At 54.5% G+C, this 20,139-nt stretch carries 25 protein-coding genes; 22 read left to right on the top strand and 3 right to left on the bottom strand.

Annotated elements, in window-relative coordinates; all coding sequences use genetic code 11:
- Positions 1–9: 9 nt before the first annotated feature.
- The gene (locus H8F21_RS14665; protein ID WP_203584738.1) at positions 10–609 is read right to left on the bottom strand and encodes a hypothetical protein; all 600 of its coding nucleotides are present in this window, start codon (positions 607–609) and stop codon (positions 10–12) included.
- Between the two features lie 3 nt (positions 610–612).
- On the bottom strand, positions 613–1,029 hold the full coding sequence (locus tag H8F21_RS14660; RefSeq protein ID WP_203584737.1) for a TraR/DksA family transcriptional regulator: 417 nt from the start codon (positions 1,027–1,029) through the stop codon (positions 613–615).
- A 148-nt stretch (positions 1,030–1,177) separates the two neighbouring features.
- Here H8F21_RS14660 and H8F21_RS14655 point away from each other — a divergent pair, with 148 nt between their 5' ends.
- From H8F21_RS14655 to H8F21_RS14645, 3 genes are all read left to right on the top strand, one after another.
- Positions 1,178–1,540 (top strand): hypothetical protein, encoded by a 363-nt coding sequence (locus H8F21_RS14655; protein WP_203584736.1) that lies wholly within the window; start codon positions 1,178–1,180, stop codon positions 1,538–1,540.
- A gap of 31 nt (positions 1,541–1,571) precedes the next feature.
- Positions 1,572–1,901: a hypothetical protein gene (locus H8F21_RS14650; RefSeq protein ID WP_203584735.1), complete on the top strand. Its 330-nt coding sequence runs from the start codon at positions 1,572–1,574 to the stop codon at positions 1,899–1,901.
- Between the two features lie 89 nt (positions 1,902–1,990).
- Positions 1,991–2,263: an HU family DNA-binding protein gene (locus H8F21_RS14645; RefSeq protein WP_203584734.1), complete on the top strand. Its 273-nt coding sequence runs from the start codon at positions 1,991–1,993 to the stop codon at positions 2,261–2,263.
- A gap of 95 nt (positions 2,264–2,358) precedes the next feature.
- On the opposite strand, the gene H8F21_RS14640 is transcribed toward H8F21_RS14645, so the two are convergent.
- A complete protein-coding gene (locus tag H8F21_RS14640; RefSeq protein ID WP_203584733.1) occupies positions 2,359–2,757 on the bottom strand; it encodes a hypothetical protein in 399 nt (132 codons plus the stop codon).
- 315 nt (positions 2,758–3,072) lie between these two features.
- On the opposite strand from H8F21_RS14640, the gene H8F21_RS14635 reads away from it, so the two are divergent.
- The 19 genes from H8F21_RS14635 to H8F21_RS14545 all read left to right on the top strand — a co-directional run bounded on the left by H8F21_RS14635 (position 3,073) and on the right by H8F21_RS14545 (position 20,137).
- A complete protein-coding gene (locus tag H8F21_RS14635) occupies positions 3,073–3,567 on the top strand; it encodes a hypothetical protein (RefSeq protein WP_203584732.1) in 495 nt (164 codons plus the stop codon).
- Between the two features lie 2 nt (positions 3,568–3,569).
- Positions 3,570–5,780, top strand: a complete 2,211-nt coding sequence (locus H8F21_RS14630; RefSeq protein ID WP_236043028.1) for a helix-hairpin-helix domain-containing protein — start codon at positions 3,570–3,572, stop codon at positions 5,778–5,780.
- Entirely contained in the window at positions 5,752–6,204 is a 453-nt protein-coding gene (locus H8F21_RS14625) for a hypothetical protein (protein WP_203584730.1), read from the top strand. The genes H8F21_RS14630 and H8F21_RS14625 overlap by 29 nt, the downstream gene beginning before the upstream one ends.
- A gap of 4 nt (positions 6,205–6,208) precedes the next feature.
- Complete coding sequence (locus H8F21_RS14620; protein ID WP_203584729.1) at positions 6,209–8,008, top strand: type IV secretory system conjugative DNA transfer family protein; 1,800 nt, start codon at positions 6,209–6,211, stop codon at positions 8,006–8,008.
- Between the two features lie 39 nt (positions 8,009–8,047).
- Complete coding sequence (locus tag H8F21_RS14615) at positions 8,048–8,389, top strand: hypothetical protein (RefSeq protein WP_203584728.1); 342 nt, start codon at positions 8,048–8,050, stop codon at positions 8,387–8,389.
- A 90-nt stretch (positions 8,390–8,479) separates the two neighbouring features.
- Positions 8,480–8,830 (top strand): hypothetical protein, encoded by a 351-nt coding sequence (locus H8F21_RS14610; protein WP_203584727.1) that lies wholly within the window; start codon positions 8,480–8,482, stop codon positions 8,828–8,830.
- A 4-nt stretch (positions 8,831–8,834) separates the two neighbouring features.
- Entirely contained in the window at positions 8,835–9,215 is a 381-nt protein-coding gene (locus H8F21_RS14605; protein ID WP_203584726.1) for a hypothetical protein, read from the top strand.
- A gap of 16 nt (positions 9,216–9,231) precedes the next feature.
- Positions 9,232–9,615, top strand: coding sequence for a hypothetical protein (locus H8F21_RS14600; RefSeq protein ID WP_203584725.1), 384 nt, complete (start codon positions 9,232–9,234; stop codon positions 9,613–9,615).
- Between the two features lie 2 nt (positions 9,616–9,617).
- The gene (locus H8F21_RS14595) at positions 9,618–10,250 is read left to right on the top strand and encodes a hypothetical protein (protein WP_203584724.1); all 633 of its coding nucleotides are present in this window, start codon (positions 9,618–9,620) and stop codon (positions 10,248–10,250) included.
- Positions 10,247–11,041, top strand: coding sequence for a hypothetical protein (locus H8F21_RS14590; protein ID WP_203584723.1), 795 nt, complete (start codon positions 10,247–10,249; stop codon positions 11,039–11,041). Before H8F21_RS14595 ends, H8F21_RS14590 begins: the two co-directional genes overlap by 4 nt.
- A complete protein-coding gene (locus tag H8F21_RS14585; RefSeq protein ID WP_203584722.1) occupies positions 11,038–12,603 on the top strand; it encodes a TraB/TrbI/VirB10 family type IV secretion system protein in 1,566 nt (521 codons plus the stop codon). The genes H8F21_RS14590 and H8F21_RS14585 overlap by 4 nt, the downstream gene beginning before the upstream one ends.
- A 91-nt stretch (positions 12,604–12,694) precedes the next feature.
- Positions 12,695–13,018 (top strand): TraV family lipoprotein, encoded by a 324-nt coding sequence (locus H8F21_RS14580; protein ID WP_203584721.1) that lies wholly within the window; start codon positions 12,695–12,697, stop codon positions 13,016–13,018.
- Positions 13,006–13,494: a hypothetical protein gene (locus tag H8F21_RS14575; protein ID WP_203584720.1), complete on the top strand. Its 489-nt coding sequence runs from the start codon at positions 13,006–13,008 to the stop codon at positions 13,492–13,494. Before H8F21_RS14580 ends, H8F21_RS14575 begins: the two co-directional genes overlap by 13 nt.
- Entirely contained in the window at positions 13,487–16,366 is a 2,880-nt protein-coding gene (locus H8F21_RS14570; RefSeq protein WP_203584719.1) for a VirB4 family type IV secretion system protein, read from the top strand. Before H8F21_RS14575 ends, H8F21_RS14570 begins: the two co-directional genes overlap by 8 nt.
- Positions 16,350–16,724, top strand: coding sequence for an outer membrane protein assembly factor BamD (locus H8F21_RS14565; protein ID WP_203584718.1), 375 nt, complete (start codon positions 16,350–16,352; stop codon positions 16,722–16,724). Before H8F21_RS14570 ends, H8F21_RS14565 begins: the two co-directional genes overlap by 17 nt.
- 4 nt (positions 16,725–16,728) lie before the next feature.
- Positions 16,729–18,051, top strand: a complete 1,323-nt coding sequence (locus H8F21_RS14560) for a hypothetical protein (RefSeq protein ID WP_203584717.1) — start codon at positions 16,729–16,731, stop codon at positions 18,049–18,051.
- Complete coding sequence (locus tag H8F21_RS14555) at positions 18,032–18,691, top strand: hypothetical protein (RefSeq protein ID WP_203584716.1); 660 nt, start codon at positions 18,032–18,034, stop codon at positions 18,689–18,691. The genes H8F21_RS14560 and H8F21_RS14555 overlap by 20 nt, the downstream gene beginning before the upstream one ends.
- On the top strand, positions 18,688–19,371 hold the full coding sequence (locus tag H8F21_RS14550; protein WP_328824483.1) for a lysozyme family protein: 684 nt from the start codon (positions 18,688–18,690) through the stop codon (positions 19,369–19,371). The genes H8F21_RS14555 and H8F21_RS14550 overlap by 4 nt, the downstream gene beginning before the upstream one ends.
- Positions 19,340–20,137 carry a thioredoxin domain-containing protein gene (locus tag H8F21_RS14545; RefSeq protein ID WP_203584715.1) on the top strand — a complete coding sequence of 266 codons (798 nt, stop codon included), beginning with the start codon at positions 19,340–19,342 and terminating at the stop codon, positions 20,135–20,137. Before H8F21_RS14550 ends, H8F21_RS14545 begins: the two co-directional genes overlap by 32 nt.
- The last annotated feature ends 2 nt before the right edge of the window (positions 20,138–20,139 follow it).

Here is a 20,139-nt window from a genome sequence, read left to right as displayed (position 1 = left end):
CAGCTGACTTCAACGCTCACAGGTATCGGCGAGCTCAGACGTTGATACGTCACCTAGTCCGCATGTACTGGACCAGGCGTTATCACGCTCAAGGACCGTCAAAGCCGTCAATCTTGAGATGTTCTGCCACGCTGCGTGCTTATCATCGGCGGTTCTGGCACTCATCAGAGCATCCATCTCGGCCTCAGAGTAAATGTACCATTCGCCGTCGACGCTCTCAGCCTTGGAGTAGTAGTTCCCGGTCCCACGGCCGTACGCGGGTGTTTCACGCAAAACCACAGGCATTTCAGTGATGGTGAGCTGCACGCTAATGGTCATGCTGGACTGTTTAGTCACGCCATAGACGTCACATTCGCGCTCTGCTGATGCAATAGCGCTGCTCAACGCAGTGAGGTAGCCGCGATGGTCGACATAGGTACCACCCTCCCTGACCACCCTCCCTCCGTGCTTGAAAACGACGGAAGCTGATGCTTCTCGCAGCCAGCAGATCGATTGTCTAAATCGAATCCACTGGCGCGGCCCCATCCCTGACAGACTTCCAAGCCTGGCAAGCTCCATCGCTTCTCGACGGACAACCGGCAAGTTGCTGTAGAACGGCTCATGCCTCATCTGCTAGACCGCCATGGCCCGGCGATGCTGGCCAATTTTCTCGAAGCGTGCCTGAGAGTCGGTGGTTCGTAATGCTGTAGGGCGCTCCAGCAGGCGCCGCAAGCCAATTGGCTCACCAGTGTCGTCGCACCAGCCGTAGCTGTCGTCGGCAATTCGCTCCAGGGCTGCTTTGATTGCCAGGGCCTCCTCCCGCTCCCCTTTGATGAGACGCATCATTAGCGTGCGGTTTTCTTCGATGGTACCGGCGTCGGATGAATCAGCAACCCGCTCGGTAACCGAGATCGAGCGTTCATGTTCGACAATGCGTGCACAAAGCTCGCGCTGCTTGTCCAGGAGTAGCCCTTTAAAGAATTGTCGCTGGTGTACGTCCATGTAGTTTTCGTCGGGCTGTGCCAGCAACGTCGATGCATCCAGAACCATGTGATCACTCCAAGTCTTACGAATACAGGAATGAACTGAGGGTAACGGCCGCGGACTAGAATGCAATCCGAAACACATCAACGAAATTCTGCCCTTGTTGCCGTGAGACACCTCGTTATGTTTGCTGGGGTCACTACTGGAGAATCCTATGACCTTTAGCAAACACTCTGCGGGCACCGACCACTTCAACGCAACGTATGGTGCGGCTGCTGCAAGTATTCTGGATCACCTCAACTTCCTGTATCGCCGGCGCAGCTGTGTCGAAGTGTTTGGGTGGGATACCGCCACTCACGAAAACGGGCTGGTTATTTTGTTGCCGACCAGCAGCGTGGAGAAAGACCAGGCTGCCCTCAACACAGTAGATCCTGCAGGAGCATTCGCTGTTGCTGCTGCACGCACCTACGAGGCGTTTTCTGCTGAATACGACATGGACGATGAGGAGCAAGCAAAGCTCCCGAATGAGTTACTGCAAGCAGCCCAAACCGCTCAGCTGTTGGCAGTGGCGACCTAATCTGCTTACCTATACTGAAATGGGAGGGATTATGGCATCTGACCTGAAACACTCATCCGGCGAAGTACAAGTCGGCCCCTACCGCTATACCCACAATCGGTTCCTACTGGTGCTGGCGCTGTGTGCCTTGTTAATGCACATCGTATCCGGCATGGTCGGGATTCCCGCAGAGCCTGGGATGAGCTTGATTGGCAGGCTCGCAACACCTCAGATGGTTTGGGCACTGCTGTTACTGCCGGTGTGTGGACTCGGAGGGTTCTTTTTGAACCGATCGGGGCATCGCGACACTGCACTGTCGTGTGCACTCATTGCCAGCGGATTTCTTCTTGGGGCCGGTGTTTACACCTATGCGATCGGGTGAATTTGGACCCCCTATTTTGGATTCGCCTAGACCCCACGCGTAGTTATACTCGTGGCTTACTTAGTCGAACCCAATGCAGGAGAGTCATTTTGAACAAAGGCGAATTCGTAGCATCTGTTGCTGAAAAAGCTGGCATGAGCAAGGCCGACGCCCAGCGTGCTGTCGACGCAGTTCTGGACACCATCACCCAAACTTTGCGCCAAGGCGACGCTGTGTCTCTGGTCGGCTTCGGTAATTTCTCCATCAAAGCAACTGCAGAGCGGCAGGGGCGCAACCCTTCGACCGGACAAGCGATCACCATCGCCGCTTCGAAGAAACCAGTCTTCACCCCCGGCAAGACCCTCAAGGATGCTGTTGCGTAAAGCCCGGCTCTCGCGACCATAAAGCCTCGAAGATTCGAGGCTTTTTCATTTGGGTGAAACCTCTTCCCCTCCGCGCCTCGTTCCGCGCGATTTGGTTACGCGAGATGCATGTCAGTCCGGCGGCGATATCCGACTGTGATCTGGCTAATCAGATGCCCTTCCCCATGTCGAGTTGCATGCTCGAGCGCCAGTATTAAGGGATCGATTTTGTCGGCAGGAAGGTGGTCATCAGCCAATTTAAGGTATCGCAGAATGGCAAGGAAGTGCGTTGAACACACCGGCACCATGAACTCATCGACTGCCCACCCGCGGTAAAAGACAATCAGCGATCCTTTCTCATGAAATGTGAGGCCGTAACGGTCTTCGTCACCGGCATCCAGCGATCCCTCGGCCATTGCATAGCCGAATCTGCTTCCCATCACCCCAATAAAGGCTTTGATCAGCTTGAGTACCGACGCTGTCTGTTTTGACGCAGCGCTCTGATGTTGTGGCATTTGTGCCTCCTCAAATTGAGGCTCCAATGTCTCCTGATCTCAGCTGTGCCACGACCCCGCTCAACGTAAATGACATGTCGACAGCTCACTGCAGGCAGCGAGGCCGATAGTGCGGCTGCACAAAAGATCTAAGTACCAGGCCTGCCGATCGCATCCAGAAATCTCCAGGAAATTGGGCTACAAATTCCCAGTCAGAGTAGGCGCGATGAAGTGTCACTTGGGTCAGCGGGAGATGACTTTCTAGGTTTATTTTTTTGAAAGGCCGAAAATGGGGCTGTCCATAGCCACTATTGAATTAAGACCCCGAGGCCTTCAATGCAACCAATCCATACGAACGAAGCTAAATCCCTGATTTCTGAGTCGTACCCCGTCATTTACGGAACACTCGTGCGCGGGACCCTTCGCAAATTTCTCCACGACGGATCAAGCACGGTATTCGCGTGCAAGTCCATCCGCCAGCGAAAAACCGCCTCAACGCTATTCACAAGCGGTGTAGATTCCGCAGTCCGCAAGATCCAAGTACTCATCGACCGATATGCCGGCTTACCAGTCGAAGGGCTATTCGATGATTACGAACCAGTGCCTGCCCATCCGGAAGGCATGATTTATTGGGACGACCTGCTGCGGGCAGTCACGTTAGTGGCCCTGTTCGATCACCTGGTCGCCCTCACCTATAAATATCCAAGCCATCTCGACGAGTCGCCAGCAAAAATCCGCAAGGCAGCCCTGATTGTCACTATGCGCCCATTGTGCAGAGTCAAGCGCGCTTCGCGGATCGTCAACAGCGGCCGGGCTTTTGAACAGGGATGAACATGGCAAGTGTGACCGATGCAGTCGATGGGCTGCTGAGAGAGCAGGCAATCCTGAGCTCGATTCAGTATCGCGACCCATCCGGCCCCTGGGGGATTGGTACCTTTCGACGTGAAGACGGAACCACCTTCACAGCTACTGGTAGCTTCGGGCAACCGATCCTGTATGAGGAATTCATCCTCTACGGAAAGTGGAGTCCAGATCTCCCAGGTGGGGATTTCGATACGGCATCATTTTCGTCGATGCCGCCCAAAGCGCTGGAAACCCTACCCCGATACCTCACCAGCTTGACTCAGAACCGGGTGCCGATCGCTGCGACCATCAAAGCAGTGCAACACTTCGGCGAAAACCTCATCGACGTGCTCGAACGCGCCCCGGGCCGCCTCGTTGAAGCAGGTGTATCTGAGCACGATGCCACAGTGTTGGGTTCAACGTGGGAAACGGAACGGTCACACCAACTTGCATTGGCACAGATCGACCTGGAAGGCATCCCGCCTGAAAAGCTCGCCACACTCCAGCGTCGACTTGGCTACGCGACAGACCTGAACACAGTTCTGCGCCAAGACCCATACCTACTGTACGTCCATTTCGACGACATGATGTTCACAACAGCCCAGTCGCTTGCTAAGCGCTTCCGGGTCACCAATGACACTGTATCAGCGGTTAAAGGCGCAATCGTAGCAGTGCTTCGCAGGGAGGCCTGGCTGGGCCATAGCTACATCGAGGGTGTTCCACTAATCGATGCTGTATCGAAGCTACTCAACCTAGATCGCCAGACCCTATTCCCCCTGATCAAGGAAGGGGTGACAGAGCTGAGCCGGGCGAAGGTTGCGCGTGCGGAAGATCGCAAGCTTCAGCTTTTCAACCTCTACGAGATTGAGAAGTCATTGGTTGAGAAAGCGATCGGATGGACGAAGCTGAATGCCGATGAGCTCGAGGACCTTGTGCCTTCCGACGATATGGCCATCAAGCTGCTGCGCCCGCTCAAGTTAGGCGCGCCGGCCTCAAGAAGCCTCGCCGCTGGACTGTGCTGCCTCATGAGCGAGCGCCTGGCGCTGGTGCAATGCGAGACCCTAGACGACCAGTTGACGATCGTGGAGGGCATTCAGCTGTATCTGAATGGGTTTGGTACCGACGCGCTCATCACAGCTGCATCCCGTGAAATGGTGACGGAATTAAGCAGTCGATTGGGGGATGAAGCCCAGGTGTTGAGTTACGCGGAGCTCATCGGGCTTGACCCTGTAACTGGCGTGCCACAGCAACACAAAGCAAACCCCATCCCTACTGACGTAGTAGTTGTCGTAGGCACTGACGCAATGGGTATTGAAGAGATCGATTCATTACTGGATGCCATGCCGGCGACAGGCCGGATCTTCATGCTCGGCGCACCGAAAGACCTCCCATCCCAAAACGTTGGCCAACCTTTCGATGAGTTGGCAAAGGTCCCTGAGATCCGTACGTTTATTGCCAGTTTCTGGCTCCCGGCACGCTCAGAAAATCGCTTGGCAGCTAAGAACGTGTGGTCTGGCTCGATCAAACCTGACGACAGCTTTGTTCCTGGCAGGCCCATCTGCTGGCTGAAAGCACCGCGAGATAGTATCCAGGCGGTGGTAAATGTCCTGCTGCAGCAGCTGTCTGACGCATGCGAGATCTCGCCTCTTCATGACATCAAAACAGTGGTCGCCAGACAGCACGCCGATGTACCAGGTTCAGATGCCATAACCTGGCTTACACGATCTATTGCTAACGAATTCATCGGTCCAGATGAGCCGGTGCAGTTTCATGGTAAGGCCCTCTTCAAGGGTATGCCTGCGTTAGTGCACCAACCCCTTTCTCTTGAACACCCAGCGTTCTCAATCTTCGAAGCCACTGAGTTGTCGGCCGAGCAAATGGTTGCGACGCCGCGGACCGGCAACTCAGTGGTCCTGGACCACAAGCGCAGCCTGAACCTCTTCCATGGAGCGGTGTTAACACCAAAATTCATCCGCGGCCGGGTGTATGAATTCGTGATCCTCATCGTGCTTAAGGAGCACATGGGTCTGTTCAATGCTGAGCTCCTATCTACCCTGCTGAACAGTGCTAAACGGTCGCTGATCCTGGTAGGCGAATTGGACGGTATCGCTGAAAGTTTCCCGGGCGATGAGCCCACCCGAGTTCGTTCCCTGCTTTCTAAATGGATGGAAAATGATGGCGACCAAATTGAGCAGTACTGAGCCAGGCCCCGTGTACCTGCACGAACTGGAAAATCGACAGCAGCTTGATAACTGGCTTTCCAAGCAAACCTTGCGGGCAACTGGGCGTGAAGACTTCTGGCAGGACGTACTGGGATACACAGTATCTGCTGCCCTCCTCGCCATTCACCTCCAGCCAGAACGCACCCGGCCAGGTCAAAAAACCGAATTCGAAATGCTCGTTTCCGCATTGAACGACTTCAACATCCTGGCAAACCTAATTTCCTGCATTGACGCCGGAGCCTCAGCGCTGCACGAGGATGGGAGCGCCTACCTCAACGAGGTTATCGACTACTGGAGTGTGAGTAGCCCCGAGCTCAGGGCCCGACAGTATCGGCATTTGCTACACCTCTCATCTCAGAAGATTCAAACGCTCGCCGCGTCAACTCTTCGTTCAGCCGGGTAAGCATATGTCGATCAAATCTGCCCGCCTTAACGCACGGGATGCGGCCAAGCTCAAAACGCAGCAGGCACGCAGCATCGCATTGAGCCTTCCGCTTGTTGGTGCAGCGATCCCTTTCCTCCCTTTGCCCCTATCACTTGCGATCGCAGTTGGCTGCGCTGCTTGGACGTTGTACCTCGACCGTCGTGACAATGAAGCCGAGGCGCCACTAGTCTGGGATCGCAGCTACACACAGTCTGATCTCGCGGATTGCGATTTCCAACGCTCTACTTTCCTGGGCAAGACGATGCCGTGGGTCGAGTGGAAGGAGCGGGTTGACGCTGTAGCGAATGAGAAAGGCGTGTCGAGCGCCGATGACGTGCGTCAATCACTCATCGAGGCTTATCCAAGCATGATCCCGTTCATGCTGTCAGATGACATCATGACACGGCATATGGCGCTGCTCGCCGCGACGGGTACCGGTAAGACCGAACTGATTCTCGCTATCATCCAGCAACAGATAAAAAAAGGGGCTGGCCTTCTGCTAGTAGAAGCCAAGGCCGATTCTGACTTATCAGGCGCCATTTACGCCATGATGGAGGCTGCGGGCCGCCTCGATCAATTCAAGCTGGTCACATTCGAATTCCCGGAGATAAGTCACACCTACAACCCATTCTTTGCTGGGGGCGTGCGGGCTACCCTTTCTACCGCAATGAAAATGCAGGCCGCTTCGAAGGAAGAGTTCTGGACAGACGTTAACCGGTACTCGCTCTCGGCCGCTATCCTCTGCATGAAGCTTCAGCCGGGTGAGCCGGCGTTTCACATTAAAGACCTCATTGCGGTCCTGTCTGACTTCGACTTGCTCCAACGGTATGTCAAAACGATCCGGGAAGCGGATTCTGACGCTCACAAGGATGGTAAGGAATTCCTACTCTCCTACATGCGCTACTGGTACGACGAGGAGAAAGCTGAGTGGAACCGGAAACAATTCAAGACACTGCTTCAGGGGGCGATCTCCAAACTCTCGGCCTTCGCACACTCTGAATACTCCAGAATCGTTAACACGTACAACCCTGACGTTGACCTGAAGGACGCCATCCTAAACGGAGAGGTAGTAGTACTTTCCATGTCTGCCCTCGCCGACAAAGATGGCGTGGAACTTATGGGCAAACTGTTCATCTCGGACCTGGCCAGGGCCATCGGTGAAATTCAACTCCAGAAGCTGAAACCACTGATGATCTGCCCTGCCATCTTCGACGAATACGGCTCGTTTGCCGAAGAAGGTCAGATCACTCTATTTCAGCTCGCTCGAAGCGCAAACGTCCCGATCATCATTGCATTCCAGGGCGTCGGCTTTCTTCAGCAGAAGTCCGCCCCATTCGTTGAAATGGTACTCGGCAACTGTTGGACGCATATTTATTGCGACATTCGAGATGCGGAGACCAGAGCATTTGCATGCAAGCTCGCAGGCACGACACTTAGACAGTTTGAGCAGGAAACACAGGGCACGAGCTCTGGCGCAAGCCACAGTTCAGAGCAGTCCGGCATCATCTCGAACGAGAACACAGGCGCCAGCAGCAGCGTCGGTTCGAAGGCGACGCGAGAGGACCTCCTCCAGCCGGATGACTTCCAGACGCTAGATCAGGGTGATGGCATTGTCATTGCCAAATCCGGCACTTACCGCATCCGAATGCCTATGGTCCGAAGCTCTTTCCCCAACGTTCACTTCCGCGACATGAAGCTGACGAGGCGCCACTCCCGTGGCCGCACAGGTATCAACGCCTGGGCGAGCTTCACCGAAACGAACCGCAGACTGCTCGATCTCTGACAAAAACATTTCGCATGCAGAATCTTTTTAGGGGGCAACATGACTTGGCTTGAGAAGATCAGGAACTGGGATTACAGCCTTGATGGCGTAATCACGTGGATCCTGAACCTGATGGAATTCCACGCCCAGCGCGCTGGTATCTGGGGGTACATAGGTGTTGTGGTGTTCATCATCGCGGTAGGCCTCGCCTTTCCGGCAACCAGGGGTGTCACAAGCCTGATCATCAGCGGCATATTCCGGATGTTCTTCACCTTCATCCAAAACGTACTGACCCTTTTGACAGCAGACCTCTTCAAGTTCTTTGGGCGGATTCTCCTGGCCATGTTCCACCGCACGCGGCGCTGGATCGTCGACCTGGCAAGTCGCACCACTCGCAACTGAGTAGAAAACCCGGGCAATCCGGGTTTTTTTTTCTGAAAACCTCAGAAATGGGGCAGTCCCTTTCCACTATTTAGTGAAAGGAGATTCCTCATGAAAGCCATCTTTTTAGCCATCTGCATTTCGACTGTTGCGCTCAGCGCGACGGCTTCTGAATTTGCGGGTGATTCCTACGTCATCGACCAACGCGACCCCAAGTACCAAGCCGCTATCGAGCACCTATCGAGCGCGAGCCAAGCACTTCGCCTTGCCCAAGACGAGTTGAAAAAAGCTGAGGCCTCCCACCCCCTTCCTGGTTTGGATCTGGTGCGAATGCTGAGCCAGGTCCGACCCGTGGAAGAAACCATCAACGTAGTTCTTAGCCCGGAGGTAAAGCGCCTCCGCTACCAGGAACTTACGCCTGATGGTCAGTTTTTCACTACCCCCCCTCGACTTGGAGATTGAGACGATGACCGTCAATGGATTCACCCCATCACTACGCCTGGAGGAAATGAGGCGGTTCATGGTCAGCATGTTTTTGCTGCTTGCCGTGGCCGCCTTATTCCTCATTCCGGAGTTGGCACACGCCGCTGATACGTCGTGGAACGGCCAGTTCGGCCCGGATTCGACCCTGACGAAAAACACCAACGCCAGTTTGCAAGGTTGGTGGAAAACCGCTGCCGGCTGGGGTCTCTGGATCTCTATCGGTTGCCTGCTCTTCTCCATCTTCTTCATGGGGGGGAAGTGGTGGTGGATCCCCGTTTGCGTCTTCCTTGTCTGCCTGTTTGGTGAGAAAGCAATCACGCAAGTAGCTAGCTGGGCTGGCTTCGCCGACTTCGCTACCACCTGACGAGACGAGCTCACAAATGCACTTTAGAACCACAGCAGACAGCGATACCTACGCATATGCAACTTCTCCATTGAACTTTGGTGGAGTCGAAAAAGAAGACCTTCTGTTCTGGATGCTCCCGATGGCGATCGCAAACCAGTTCATGGACGACCCGTTTTATGCATTTGCGATCGGTTGCTTCTGCTTGTGGCTCTACAAGCGACTCACTATGAACACCCCCCCGGGGCACATGGTACTTCGCTTGAGTGTGTGGATGGGTCAGCTCGAAAACGGCGAGCTTGCCGAGATGTATCCAGCGATGAAAAAGATTGCCCGATTTATGAACAGGTTCTTAACCAATCTTTGGCTAGAAGTTGGACTCCTGCCCTCCCCAACCTATTGCAACCGATACGAGCCATAAGAATGAGTGAGAAATACGGGGTACCACTTCGATACTTTAACCTCCTCGGCCGGGGGGAATTATCTTCGAACAGAATCAGCGTTGCATTCATCGCTGTCTCGCTCGTGCTGTCTGCTGTAATCGCATTCCTGATCAACGTAAACATTGAGCTGCAAAGAACTAACGTAGAGCTCCAGGGCAAGCGCGTAATGTATGGCTACCCTAACGCTGAAGGCATTTTCATCAGCGAGAATGAAATCCCTGAGCGCCATATTGCAGCGTTCACCGCTGTATTCCTGGATAACTTCTACAACTTCACCCCTGAATCCTCATTCACCAATGCGAATGAGGCATTACGACTGATGTCGCCACGACTGCGGGCCGTGCAGGAAGAGCCTTTGAAGCTGGTTGCCAAGCAATCTGCTCAGCAGCAAATCACGCAGGTTTTCGTACGGACTTCGCCATACAAGTATGAAACCTCGCCCCAAGGCTACATCGTTTCGTTTCAAGCCCAACGCTACCGCGCGACGCTGAACACCGTATTTGGCAAGGCCAAGTTCAACGTAAAGATTTTGCTCAAGCCAGTTAAGCCGTCCAAACACTTCGAGTGGGCCATCGTCGCTGACGATATGCAGACTCAGGAGATCACGCAGTGAAAAAAACCATTCTGGCTGCGATGGTTGCCGCAGTCCTTGCTACACCCGTTTTTGCAGTTGAGGAATGCAACCGTTCCCCACGCTCTGTTGTGTATGAAAACTCACCTGTTGACGTATACATCTCGAATGACACCCAACGTGCAGAAGTGATCTTTCCAGAATCATATCTGCAGGGTGTCAACCGCGAGCGTCCAGACGGACTTGAATTGTATCCAACGCCGATCAAGAACAAGCTCGCGTTCAATAGCTTGGACACACAGTACGTCGGATTGGTAACTGTTGACGGGGCCTCTGGACAATCCTACTTGATCAACCTGATTACACGCCCAGGTTGCGCAGATAGTCAGGTATCAATTGAACTCCAAGCTCCTGTTGATCGATCTCAGCTTGAGCGGAATGGTAAGGGCCATGTCAAGGGTCTAATGAACTATATGTTCGACGGCACCGTACCCAATGGCTATCGCAAGAACAACTTTTCAAAGCTCACAAAACAGCAACGCGTGGTATTCCGTCAAGGGTCTGTTGAGTTCTCACTCCAGTCCCAACTGGTTGGACCAAAATACACTGGCACCACTTACGAAGTAGTCAACCGAGGTCGTACCGCATTCAAAGTTGCGATCGACCAAATCGACTATTCAAACAAAGCCGTTCGGGAGTCCATCGGTATTGCCCGGCAGGTTTCCATGTTGCCATCCTCTCGTGTATTGGGCCCATCCCCTGAATACATTTCCGAGATCTACGGGGACTCCCACCGCGGGCTGCTCTTCATCGTGTCGGAGAAGAGCAAATGAGTGCTAACCCACCAAGCCCATCAGGGCCGAACAAAAAGCTTATCTGGATCTTCGCGGCCATCGGTGGGGGCATGTTCCTCTTTGGCAAGTGGACGGAAACCAAATCCTCTGAAAAACCGGTAGCTGGGGTGCAGGCCCCTGCCCCCATCGATGCGGGCCCTACGGGCGTTAACCAGATCACTGGCCAAGATGCGGATGCTGCCCTCGTCCAATTCAGCAAACAGCTTGAGGCAATGAAGGCTGATGCCGCCCGCGCACAGAACGACCGGCTCAAGAGCGATAAAGCTCGTGACCAGCAGATGCGCGAGATGCAGCAGCAAAACAACGCTCAAACGCGCGCGCTTAGCGAAGAGATCGCCGATCTGAGAAAGAAAGGCGTGGACGATCTCTATGCCGCGATAAACAAGAAGGACACTTCAACCAATAGCTTTCCTGACGTACCAGGGATGAAGGTGCCTTCGGGCGGCCTGTCGTTTGATGGTGATCTTGATCTAGGGCCGGCCACTGGCCCATCCAGCGCTCCTGTACCGCCGCCGAACCCATACGGACCGAACTACATCGTTCTGACCCCATCAATCCAGGCCCGGACAACTTTCCAAGGCGACAGCGGTGGCGGCCCAGGTACCCAGTCAGAATCGTCCCTGTTCGCCGACATGTCGGCACCAGGCGCGAATAACCAAAACGCCCACGCCGCAAACGGGAACCTCAACGCTCAGTTCAACGATGTGTATGGGCAGCCGGCAACCAATCAGCAAGCTTTTCAAGGCGCGCCGCAACCGGCTGCTCAACCCGCTGCTCAACCCGTTGCATTAACACCTGAGCAAGCCGCGGCAAAGAAAAAGGCCGAAGGTAAATACACGATCGAAGGCTTCTCGTTTGTTGAAGTCACGACACTCCACGGCGTCAGTTGCCCAATTGGCGCGAATGCACCCGGTGCATCCGACGGCAACAAGATCCCTGCACGACCTGTTGTGCTCCCAATTCACGGCATCTTCCACGGGCCCAATGGCGTAGTCCGCGATGTCGGTACAGCGCACTTGATGGGCTTGTGTTCGGGGGAGAGAACCTCGTCCTCCTCAACCGGCCGAGCAACCATCAAGGTAGAGCGAATGAGCTACTGGGATGCCTCTGGTGGCGCTCAGATGGTTACAGCTAGCGGTTACATCGTAGATATGCGCGATAACGAAGCGAACGTTTACGGGAAGCTGGACAAGGCCTCAGGCCGTACCCTGGCCCTCCAATCCGCCGCGGCTGCAGCTGCTGCATATGCGACGACTCTGAGTTCGGCAGAGTTCACCAATACCAGCTCCGTGCAGAACGGAACGTCCAGCGCCACTAGCCAACTCACTGGAGATGCCACCAAAGCAGCAGTTTCACAGGGCATTGGCGCTATGTTCCAAAAGATCAGTGACCGCTTTGAAGCAGAAGCAGACGCGGCGGTTGATACCGTGCTGGTAGAGCCAGGCATCCGTTTGCGCTTCATCACCACACAGCCGATCGATGTAGTTAAACCCCTCGAACCCTTCGACATCGACGCTTCGATGTACGACACGCTGATTTGAGGTGGCAGTAATGACGACTTCCACTTCCCCATGCCGATCTCCGCGTCGCCAGATCTCCGAAGCGACACGAACCAATCGCGAGCCAACGACCATGAAGAAATTTCTTGTCCTTTCCGCTGTGGCACTGGCTCTCACGGGTTGCGCTTCTGACGATGAGCCATTCCGTAAAGGCGCGACCATGGATCAAATCTACGAGACCGTGAACTCGTCTGGAGGCCAGGACACCGTCCGCCTGCTTCGCGAAGGCCTCCGTGCTCGCCCTGAACTCGGTGCCAGTGATCCGTACTACCCAATCCGAAACCCTGATGTTGTCGCGCCTGTTTGGGTGGTCCCGTACGCCGACAAGAAGACAGGCGTGAAGCACGGCGGCCGGTGGGACTACGTGATCATGGAGGAAGCAGATTGGGCAAATTAATCAACGGCTTCGGCCTCAGCCTCGCATTCCTGGTCACCCCTTTGGTTAATGCCGAAGGGATCACCCAGGAACACAAGGATGCAATTCGTGAGCACTACGAGAAGCTGATCCTGGGTAGCGGTCAGGACCTGACCGTGCGCCAGCCGGATGTCGATCTGTATCGGAAGATTTTCCAGAAGCCGAACGTTCTGGATACGCGCCCGCTGCCACCCCCTGACCAGATTCCATGGCCTCAGATTTTCAAAAATCAGAACCTGACCTTGGGTGAAATTCTCAAGCTCGCTTCCGCGGCAAGTGGGTACGACGCGGTGTTCGACCCTGCTATCAACCAGAACCAGGTCGTACTGCTGAACACAGCGCCTAACTCGCTCCGTGACATAGCCGAGTACGTAACCCGGGTAAGCACGGCTCAGATCACCGTATATCCAGAAGCGCGAAAAATTACCGCAACCCAGAAGGTACCTTCCAATGGCTGAGAAGCAGAATTTGCACCTCTTCGACTCAGAGCTGGCAGGCTTAGGTCGACGTAACTACCAGGGCGGAATGCCGATTCAGCTGCTGTCGGATGCGTTTCTGTATGAAGCCCAAGGGCGCTACTTCCATACCCTGGATGGTCGCTTTGCGAAAATCTGGAAGATCTCGGGCATTGACGCATCGATGCTGAACAACGAGGGCCTGTTCGACGTTACGGGGTGCTTCGCCGACATCTTGAATAAGTACCCGGCCGGGAGCACTGGGCAGCATATTCGCCATACCCACCGAGACATCCGATCGATCCTTGGCGTTTACCAGGATCAAATTGACCCTGAAGCAGGCGAATTTGCTGCCGAGATCGCTCGCTCGATTATGAGCCGCCAATTCAAGGCCGCAGTGTCGAGCAACGGTTTTTTCGGTGACGCATCAGAAGCCACGATCAACCAGATGAAAGCAGATGCACTCGCGGAACTCGGCGATGAAACTGACGAAGACGTGCGTGCAACAGCATCTGAAGCGATCAAACGCGAGGTCCGGGAGGGCCGCTTCCCCCACGTTTCTGACTTCTACATCGTTTTCATGTGGGAACCCGAATACATCTTCGGGAAATTCTTTGACAACACCGTCAAGGCCTGCCTAGCGGCCGTAGGTCTTGCCGATGCAAATAAAATGGCGGAGCGCTCCTATAACGGCCATGCAAAGATCTTTGGCCAACACTGCACTGAGATTGAGCAGGCTCTCGCCACATACAACTTCAATCCTGAAGTCCTGACTGGTCAAGGCTACCTCAACCTTCACTATGCCCTGATGAACCCAGTGCGAAGCTTTGAGATCGAGCCACCGAAATACCGGGCCGACATCCCAATTCTTGAAGCCCTATCCAACCCGAATATTGTGGAGACACGCGATAACCTCGCGGCAACCGCAACCTTCGCGCATGTACAAACCGAGACCGATGGCTGGACCATCCATGACCGTAACGTGCCCTACTACATCAGGCCGGTATCGGTTATGGGCAAACCTATTCGCAGCACCCCTGGCATGCTGCAGACAGCTATGGCAGGCATCGAGTCCGAAAGTCTCGTGACCATGAACTGGAGCATTCCGCGTCCCGTGGTCGTCGCAAGTCGCTTAGCAATTCGCGGCCGAATGATCGCTGCTAAAGAGTCTATGCGAGTCGGTGACCGCGAAACTCGTGATCGCCAACGTGCCGACTTGGACGCAGTGCGTAACAAGGTGTCCTCGGAAAACGCCAGCAACCGAGAGCAGTTCTTTGACCTGTCCGTCCACATCAATCTGATGGGGTTCAACAAAGACATCATTGACGACCAGGCAATGGCTCTTGAGCGCCGGCTATGGCGCATTGGCCATAAAGAAATGCTCCGGGGTGACGCTGTCGTTCGAAACAGCATGCCGTTCAACTTCCGCACGACGAGCATGAAAATGCTCAAACGAAGCATCCCGCATCTCACTGAAAGCGTGTCGCACATGGCACCGCTATTTGTTGAGTACCAGGGCGTGGCGGACCCGGCCATCTTGATGAACAACAGAGCTGGCCAGCCTATCTTCCTTGATCTCTGGGGCCACAATGTCAACACGGCTCACTCACTGATCTGTGGGACTACCGGTTCGGGCAAGTCGTTTACGTTCAACAACCTTCTGATGGCGCTACGCGTAAAGTACCGACCTAAGGTTTGGATCATCGACAAAGGCGATTCGTACGAAAGCCTCTGTTTGGTGTTGAACGGCAACTACGTCCGCCTCACTACTGAGTCGTTTGTAGAGCCAGTTTCTGGTCGCACTATCGACCCTATCTGTATCAACCCATTCGCTCTCAAAAAGGACGAGAACGGCAGGCACGAGCTACCTGAGCTTGATGAGAAGTTCTTCGTTGCTCGTATGTTGATCATGATGATGGAAGCCGGCGACGGCTCAGGAACGACAAAGTCGAATCTGACAAAGGTCACTACCTCCCTTCTCTACCAGGCCCTTGATGATTTCTACCGTGACTGGGTAGAAACACGGCCGATGGATGAGCCGCGCTTTAGGGACTTCATCCCTTACCTCATTGATACGGACTTCGAAGAACAAAAGGGTAAGGTCCTCGCTGAGAACCTGACGCTTTACTACGGGAACGGGCCGTTCGCAGCGATCTTCGATGGATATCTCGATGTCGACTGGGAGAACGACTTTACGGTGCTCGAGACACAGCGCATGTCGAAGTCACCCGCCCTCGGGGTTGTAACGCTGGCCCTTTTCCGCCAGATCGACCTGTACTGCAAATTCAAGCTGCAGCGTAGCCGCAAAAAGGTAGTAGCGGTCGACGAGGCCTGGGCCACCCTATCCGACCCGAACGCGGCCAAAGCGCTTTCCAGCTTCTATCGTGAACTACGTCGTTACGGTGCTGGCTGCCTGTTGATCAGCCAGACCGTTAAGGACTTCGTGAACCTGATCAAGGCTGAAACAAGCGGCGGTGGCGACTCCCAGGACGGCATTCTGGAAAACACCAGTCACTACTTCTTCCTCGCCTGCTCAGAGTCGGATTACCGCGTGGCCAAGGAGGAGCTTGCATTTTCCGATGAGGAAATCGATCTGTGGCGCTCACTCGCATCGCTACCGCCGATGTACTCCGAGGTGTTCTATCGGATGCGCACCAGTCAAAGCCTCTACTACTCAGGCGTATTCAGGCTGTTCTCGGCTCCGATGACCTTGTGGATCGCTAGCTCTCACCCCGATGACTACAACATGCGCGAGCTCAAAGCCAAAGAGCTTGTGGAAACACTAAGACTCGAACCTTCCGACGCGCGCCAGAAGGCGATCATCGAACTTTCAAAAACTCATCCCTTCGGAGCCCGTTATGGCCAAGTTGTTTAAGGCTGCCGCTTTCCTGTGCGTCGCCCTCACCGCTGGTTGCTCATCAAAGTATGAGCCCCGCGAGACCATTGTTGATACCGAGGAGAAGCCTACAAAGGAAATGTACGCGCCCAAGACTGAGCTAGAGCGCCGTGCATATTCCGAGGGTGTCAGCCAGGTTCTGACTGACATGAAAGGCAAAATGCGCGCGCGCGACCGGTTCACCTGGGATGCCCCCCAGATCCAATGCGGCGTAAAGATTCCTGGACGTGTGGTTAACGGGATGCTGATCCCAGAGCATGAAGAATGCGTCCAAATTGCCCCGGGCCGCTGGTCCGAAGAGGCCCCAACCTTCCTTCCTGTACTCGGCGGAAATTAAGAACATGAGTGAGCCAAAAAAACCAAGTGCCTTGGGTGATTTGATCAACGTAATCACTACTGGCGCTGCGAGCCTTACCGCCGGCAAGAAGAAAAAGCCTGACCAAGGCGCAGAGTCTGAGCCGCCAATCACGGAGCCTACAGATATCACTAGCGAGCCGCGGCCGCTAATCGATGAACTTGAGGACCCCCTCCATATCGATGAGCAAGATCAGGAGCAGCCAGGTACACCCGCGAAAAAGGGGATGACGACCAAGAAAAAGGTAGCATTGCTAGCGGTCGTCGTCTGCGCTGGCGTATTGGCGCAGAACGGTTTCTTCATGCCCGACAACCAGGCAATCAATCCGCCCGCAGAGCAGACAGCGAATGCGACAACACAATCGAGCGACGATCTGCCGGCCATGCCGCAGCTGCCCGATAGTGGGTTGAGTTCCGAACCTGCCTCTCCTCTGGGGGGCGGGACGCAGGCTGATGCCGATGTGGGTCAGACTCTGGATCAGCTCGATCTCGATGGACCATTCCAAAAACCGCTGGCGAATCCTGACCAAAACAAAGTTACCAGTGAAGCAACACCACCACCTGGTGATGGTTTCGGCTTCCCTGTGCCCCCATCTGAGATGACCCCGCCCCCACTGGAAGTCAGTAAAGCACCATCTCTCGAGACGCCTGCAGGTGACATGGTTAGTCCCTTTGGTGGAAGTACCGAGGCGGTACCGGCACCAGTTCAAACACCAACTCCTGCTGACCCAAGCAACGTGTTCGGAAGCATTCCGACCACGCCAGCTGCGATGCCAATTGCAGCGGAAACTCCAGCTGAAAAACGCGACCCTGTTTTGGGTAGCACTTCATCAAAAAACCCGGATAGTGGTGACCAGCCGAGTCAGAACAACGGCATGGTCAATGTGAAAGAGATGGAAGCTCAGCTTGCGAAGAAGGACGGAGAGATCAAGTCCCTTAAGGCGCAGCTAGAGCTAGCAGCTAAACAGGCGCCGAAGTCCCAAAGCGCTAAGCCGGCAGCGGCTCACATCCCTAAACATAAACCTGTTGTTGCGCAGCGACCTTCGCCACGGGTGACAACCCCTGTGGCCAAGGTCGCTCCAAGGCCGAAACTCTGTGTGAAAGCGGTAGCCCCACCAGCACGTAACTGCCCTACGTGCGTAGCACATGCCTTTGTCGTCGATACCGGCGCTGAAAGCATGGTTGGTCAAGGTGATTTCTTGGCCGGGTACCGCGTGTCCATCACAGGGGATCGCCTCGATCTACAGAACTCGGATGGCCATGTAGTACACAAGTTCTGGAGTCAACCAAATGGGTGCCCGTCGATTTAACATTCATGAGCAGATCAGCAGCGCGGATGAGCTGTTCCTGGCCCGTCTAGCTGCTGAGGTCTCTGAGTGTCATTTTCGCGCACCCAACTTGATCGAAGTGCGCTGGGGTATCCCCAGCGCCAGCGAAGCCGATGAGCCGAAGCTGGAGCCGGGCAGACTAACGAAGGCCCAGCTCGCCGACCTTGAAGCAGCAGTGAATCTGTTTGTTAACCGGCATTACCACGATGCCCGCACGGCCTTAGAACCTTTCGTAGACATGAACCACGAAGAGGCTTCAAAGCTATACATCAAGGTCCTGCAGAAGCTCCGAGTACCCGACTGGGACAAGACCGCCAGGCGAATCAACCGCGTCAGTACGGATACCCTCTTTGTACCTGCGGGCAGTACCGAGGTAATCGATGGTCAAAAGGTATTCCTGATTCACCAGGGTCTCAGCAAGTCCATTGGCCACGACGCACCGCGGTGTGTGGTCAAGTACGTAATTCATCACGAAATGCTCCATGAGCAACTGGGTACCAGCGCAGACAACCCTCATCCACCCCTATTCCGGAGGTTAGACCGCAGCTTTCCTGAGCGCGTGCGTTCGGTACGCTGGCTCCAGAAACACAGCTTTTCAACAATCGATGGTGGTCCGCTGTGATTCGGTGGTCACTGCTTCTGTTGATGGTTTACACAAGTTGGGCGTACAGCTCGCCGTATGACGCGGTTATTGATGCTGCTGCTCAAAGACACGGTGTCGACCGACTGCTTCTTCGCGCTATTGCAGCCCATGAGTCTAGGAAAAATCCATGGACGTTCAACGCTGATGGCGAGTCGTTCCAGTTCAAGAGTAAAGACCGCGCAGTAAGTGTGCTCTGGTCACTCACAAAAGCTCCATGGCTTGTGAAATCGGTACTGCACAACGGAAAGGTTTCCCGCCGATTTTTCGCAACACAAGGTGCAGCAGAACTCTATGCGAACTACGCCCGTACTTCAGGCCTGCGTCTTCGCACAGATGACAGCAGGAAACTTAGTAGGGGAGAACTTCGGGTACGGAAACTTAGATTGATCAATACCGACATCGGCATAGCTCAGGTGAACTACAAGTGGAATGGTCAAGGCATCGCGACTGTTCAGACTTGGTTTGATCCAGCGTACAACCTGGATTTTGCTGCAGCTCGAGTTGCAAAACTAAAGAAGAAGCACGGAAACGAGATACTCGCCGCTGGTTATTACCATTCAGCCACGCGAACAGCGCGCGAGGTATACCTCGGGTACCTGATCCCAAAATACAAAGAGGAGAAACGTCTTGCGTCCGTATCTTTGGCTGCTGTTCGCTAGTTTGATCTCAACTCACGTGTTAGCGGGCCCAGTTGGGCCCAATGCAGACCAGCGTGTAGGCGAAGGTTTAATGGCAGCGCTTAAAGGTGAGAAGCAGAAAGCCTGGGACATCCTTTTCCCAGAGGCTAAAGCAGGAAACATTATTGCGATGTTCCACCTTGGCAACCTGATGCTCCGCTCACCTGAATATCCAGACAACTTGCCACGAGCCGAAAAGTTTTTTAAAGCCGCCGCGGACCGAGGTCACAAAGGTAGTGCAGCAATGCTTGCCCAAGTAGAAGGAATGCTGGCCAGACAAAATGGTACCCCAACTATAGCGGGAACAAGCGGACTTCCAATGCCGAAAGACATTGCAGCTGCAAAGCAGGCTCAGGCGCGTATGCAGGCACAGGTTGGTAGATTTGTTGGTGAGCAAGAATCGGTCGCGCCAACTGCAACTATCAAAATGTTCATTGCTGACAACGCTAGCTCAGCGGGTGACCTAGTCGAGATTGCTAAAGATGCAAAAGCTCGCTTTGGTCAACAGGTCGCTTTTGAGTACTACGTCCTGATTGACCAGGCAAATTGGGACCCGCGCCGTGTCTTTACCCCAGCATCAGGCTCAGTTCCGTTAACTGGCTTCCGCCCGGACATGAATGGAGTGGAGGCCAGTAAATACGGTATTCGATCTACACCGGCAATTGTGATGGTCCCACAAAAGGGACGAGCGAAAATTTTGAGCGGCGCTCAGTCAGTAATAACCGAACTATCTGCTGTTCTCAGGTAAGG

It is taken from the genome of Pseudomonas arcuscaelestis, from assembly GCF_016881005.1.
In the GTDB taxonomy this organism is placed as follows: domain Bacteria; phylum Pseudomonadota; class Gammaproteobacteria; order Pseudomonadales; family Pseudomonadaceae; genus Aquipseudomonas; species Aquipseudomonas arcuscaelestis.
This window is presented reverse-complemented; position numbering and strand designations above follow the sequence as displayed.

Coding starts and splice junctions, on each gene's coding strand:
- H8F21_RS14665 (WP_203584738.1), bottom strand. CDS start 609: ATGAGGCATGAGCCGTTCTACAGCAACTTGCCGGTTGTCCGTCGAGAA.
- H8F21_RS14660 (WP_203584737.1), bottom strand. CDS start 1,029: ATGGTTCTGGATGCATCGACGTTGCTGGCACAGCCCGACGAAAACTAC.
- H8F21_RS14655 (WP_203584736.1), top strand. CDS start 1,178: ATGACCTTTAGCAAACACTCTGCGGGCACCGACCACTTCAACGCAACG.
- H8F21_RS14650 (WP_203584735.1), top strand. CDS start 1,572: ATGGCATCTGACCTGAAACACTCATCCGGCGAAGTACAAGTCGGCCCC.
- H8F21_RS14640 (WP_203584733.1), bottom strand. CDS start 2,757: ATGCCACAACATCAGAGCGCTGCGTCAAAACAGACAGCGTCGGTACTC.
- H8F21_RS14635 (WP_203584732.1), top strand. CDS start 3,073: ATGCAACCAATCCATACGAACGAAGCTAAATCCCTGATTTCTGAGTCG.
- H8F21_RS14630 (WP_236043028.1), top strand. CDS start 3,570: ATGGCAAGTGTGACCGATGCAGTCGATGGGCTGCTGAGAGAGCAGGCA.
- H8F21_RS14625 (WP_203584730.1), top strand. CDS start 5,752: ATGATGGCGACCAAATTGAGCAGTACTGAGCCAGGCCCCGTGTACCTG.
- H8F21_RS14620 (WP_203584729.1), top strand. CDS start 6,209: ATGTCGATCAAATCTGCCCGCCTTAACGCACGGGATGCGGCCAAGCTC.
- H8F21_RS14615 (WP_203584728.1), top strand. CDS start 8,048: ATGACTTGGCTTGAGAAGATCAGGAACTGGGATTACAGCCTTGATGGC.
- H8F21_RS14610 (WP_203584727.1), top strand. CDS start 8,480: ATGAAAGCCATCTTTTTAGCCATCTGCATTTCGACTGTTGCGCTCAGC.
- H8F21_RS14605 (WP_203584726.1), top strand. CDS start 8,835: ATGACCGTCAATGGATTCACCCCATCACTACGCCTGGAGGAAATGAGG.
- H8F21_RS14600 (WP_203584725.1), top strand. CDS start 9,232: ATGCACTTTAGAACCACAGCAGACAGCGATACCTACGCATATGCAACT.
- H8F21_RS14595 (WP_203584724.1), top strand. CDS start 9,618: ATGAGTGAGAAATACGGGGTACCACTTCGATACTTTAACCTCCTCGGC.
- H8F21_RS14585 (WP_203584722.1), top strand. CDS start 11,038: ATGAGTGCTAACCCACCAAGCCCATCAGGGCCGAACAAAAAGCTTATC.
- H8F21_RS14580 (WP_203584721.1), top strand. CDS start 12,695: ATGAAGAAATTTCTTGTCCTTTCCGCTGTGGCACTGGCTCTCACGGGT.
- H8F21_RS14570 (WP_203584719.1), top strand. CDS start 13,487: ATGGCTGAGAAGCAGAATTTGCACCTCTTCGACTCAGAGCTGGCAGGC.
- H8F21_RS14565 (WP_203584718.1), top strand. CDS start 16,350: ATGGCCAAGTTGTTTAAGGCTGCCGCTTTCCTGTGCGTCGCCCTCACC.
- H8F21_RS14560 (WP_203584717.1), top strand. CDS start 16,729: ATGAGTGAGCCAAAAAAACCAAGTGCCTTGGGTGATTTGATCAACGTA.
- H8F21_RS14555 (WP_203584716.1), top strand. CDS start 18,032: ATGGGTGCCCGTCGATTTAACATTCATGAGCAGATCAGCAGCGCGGAT.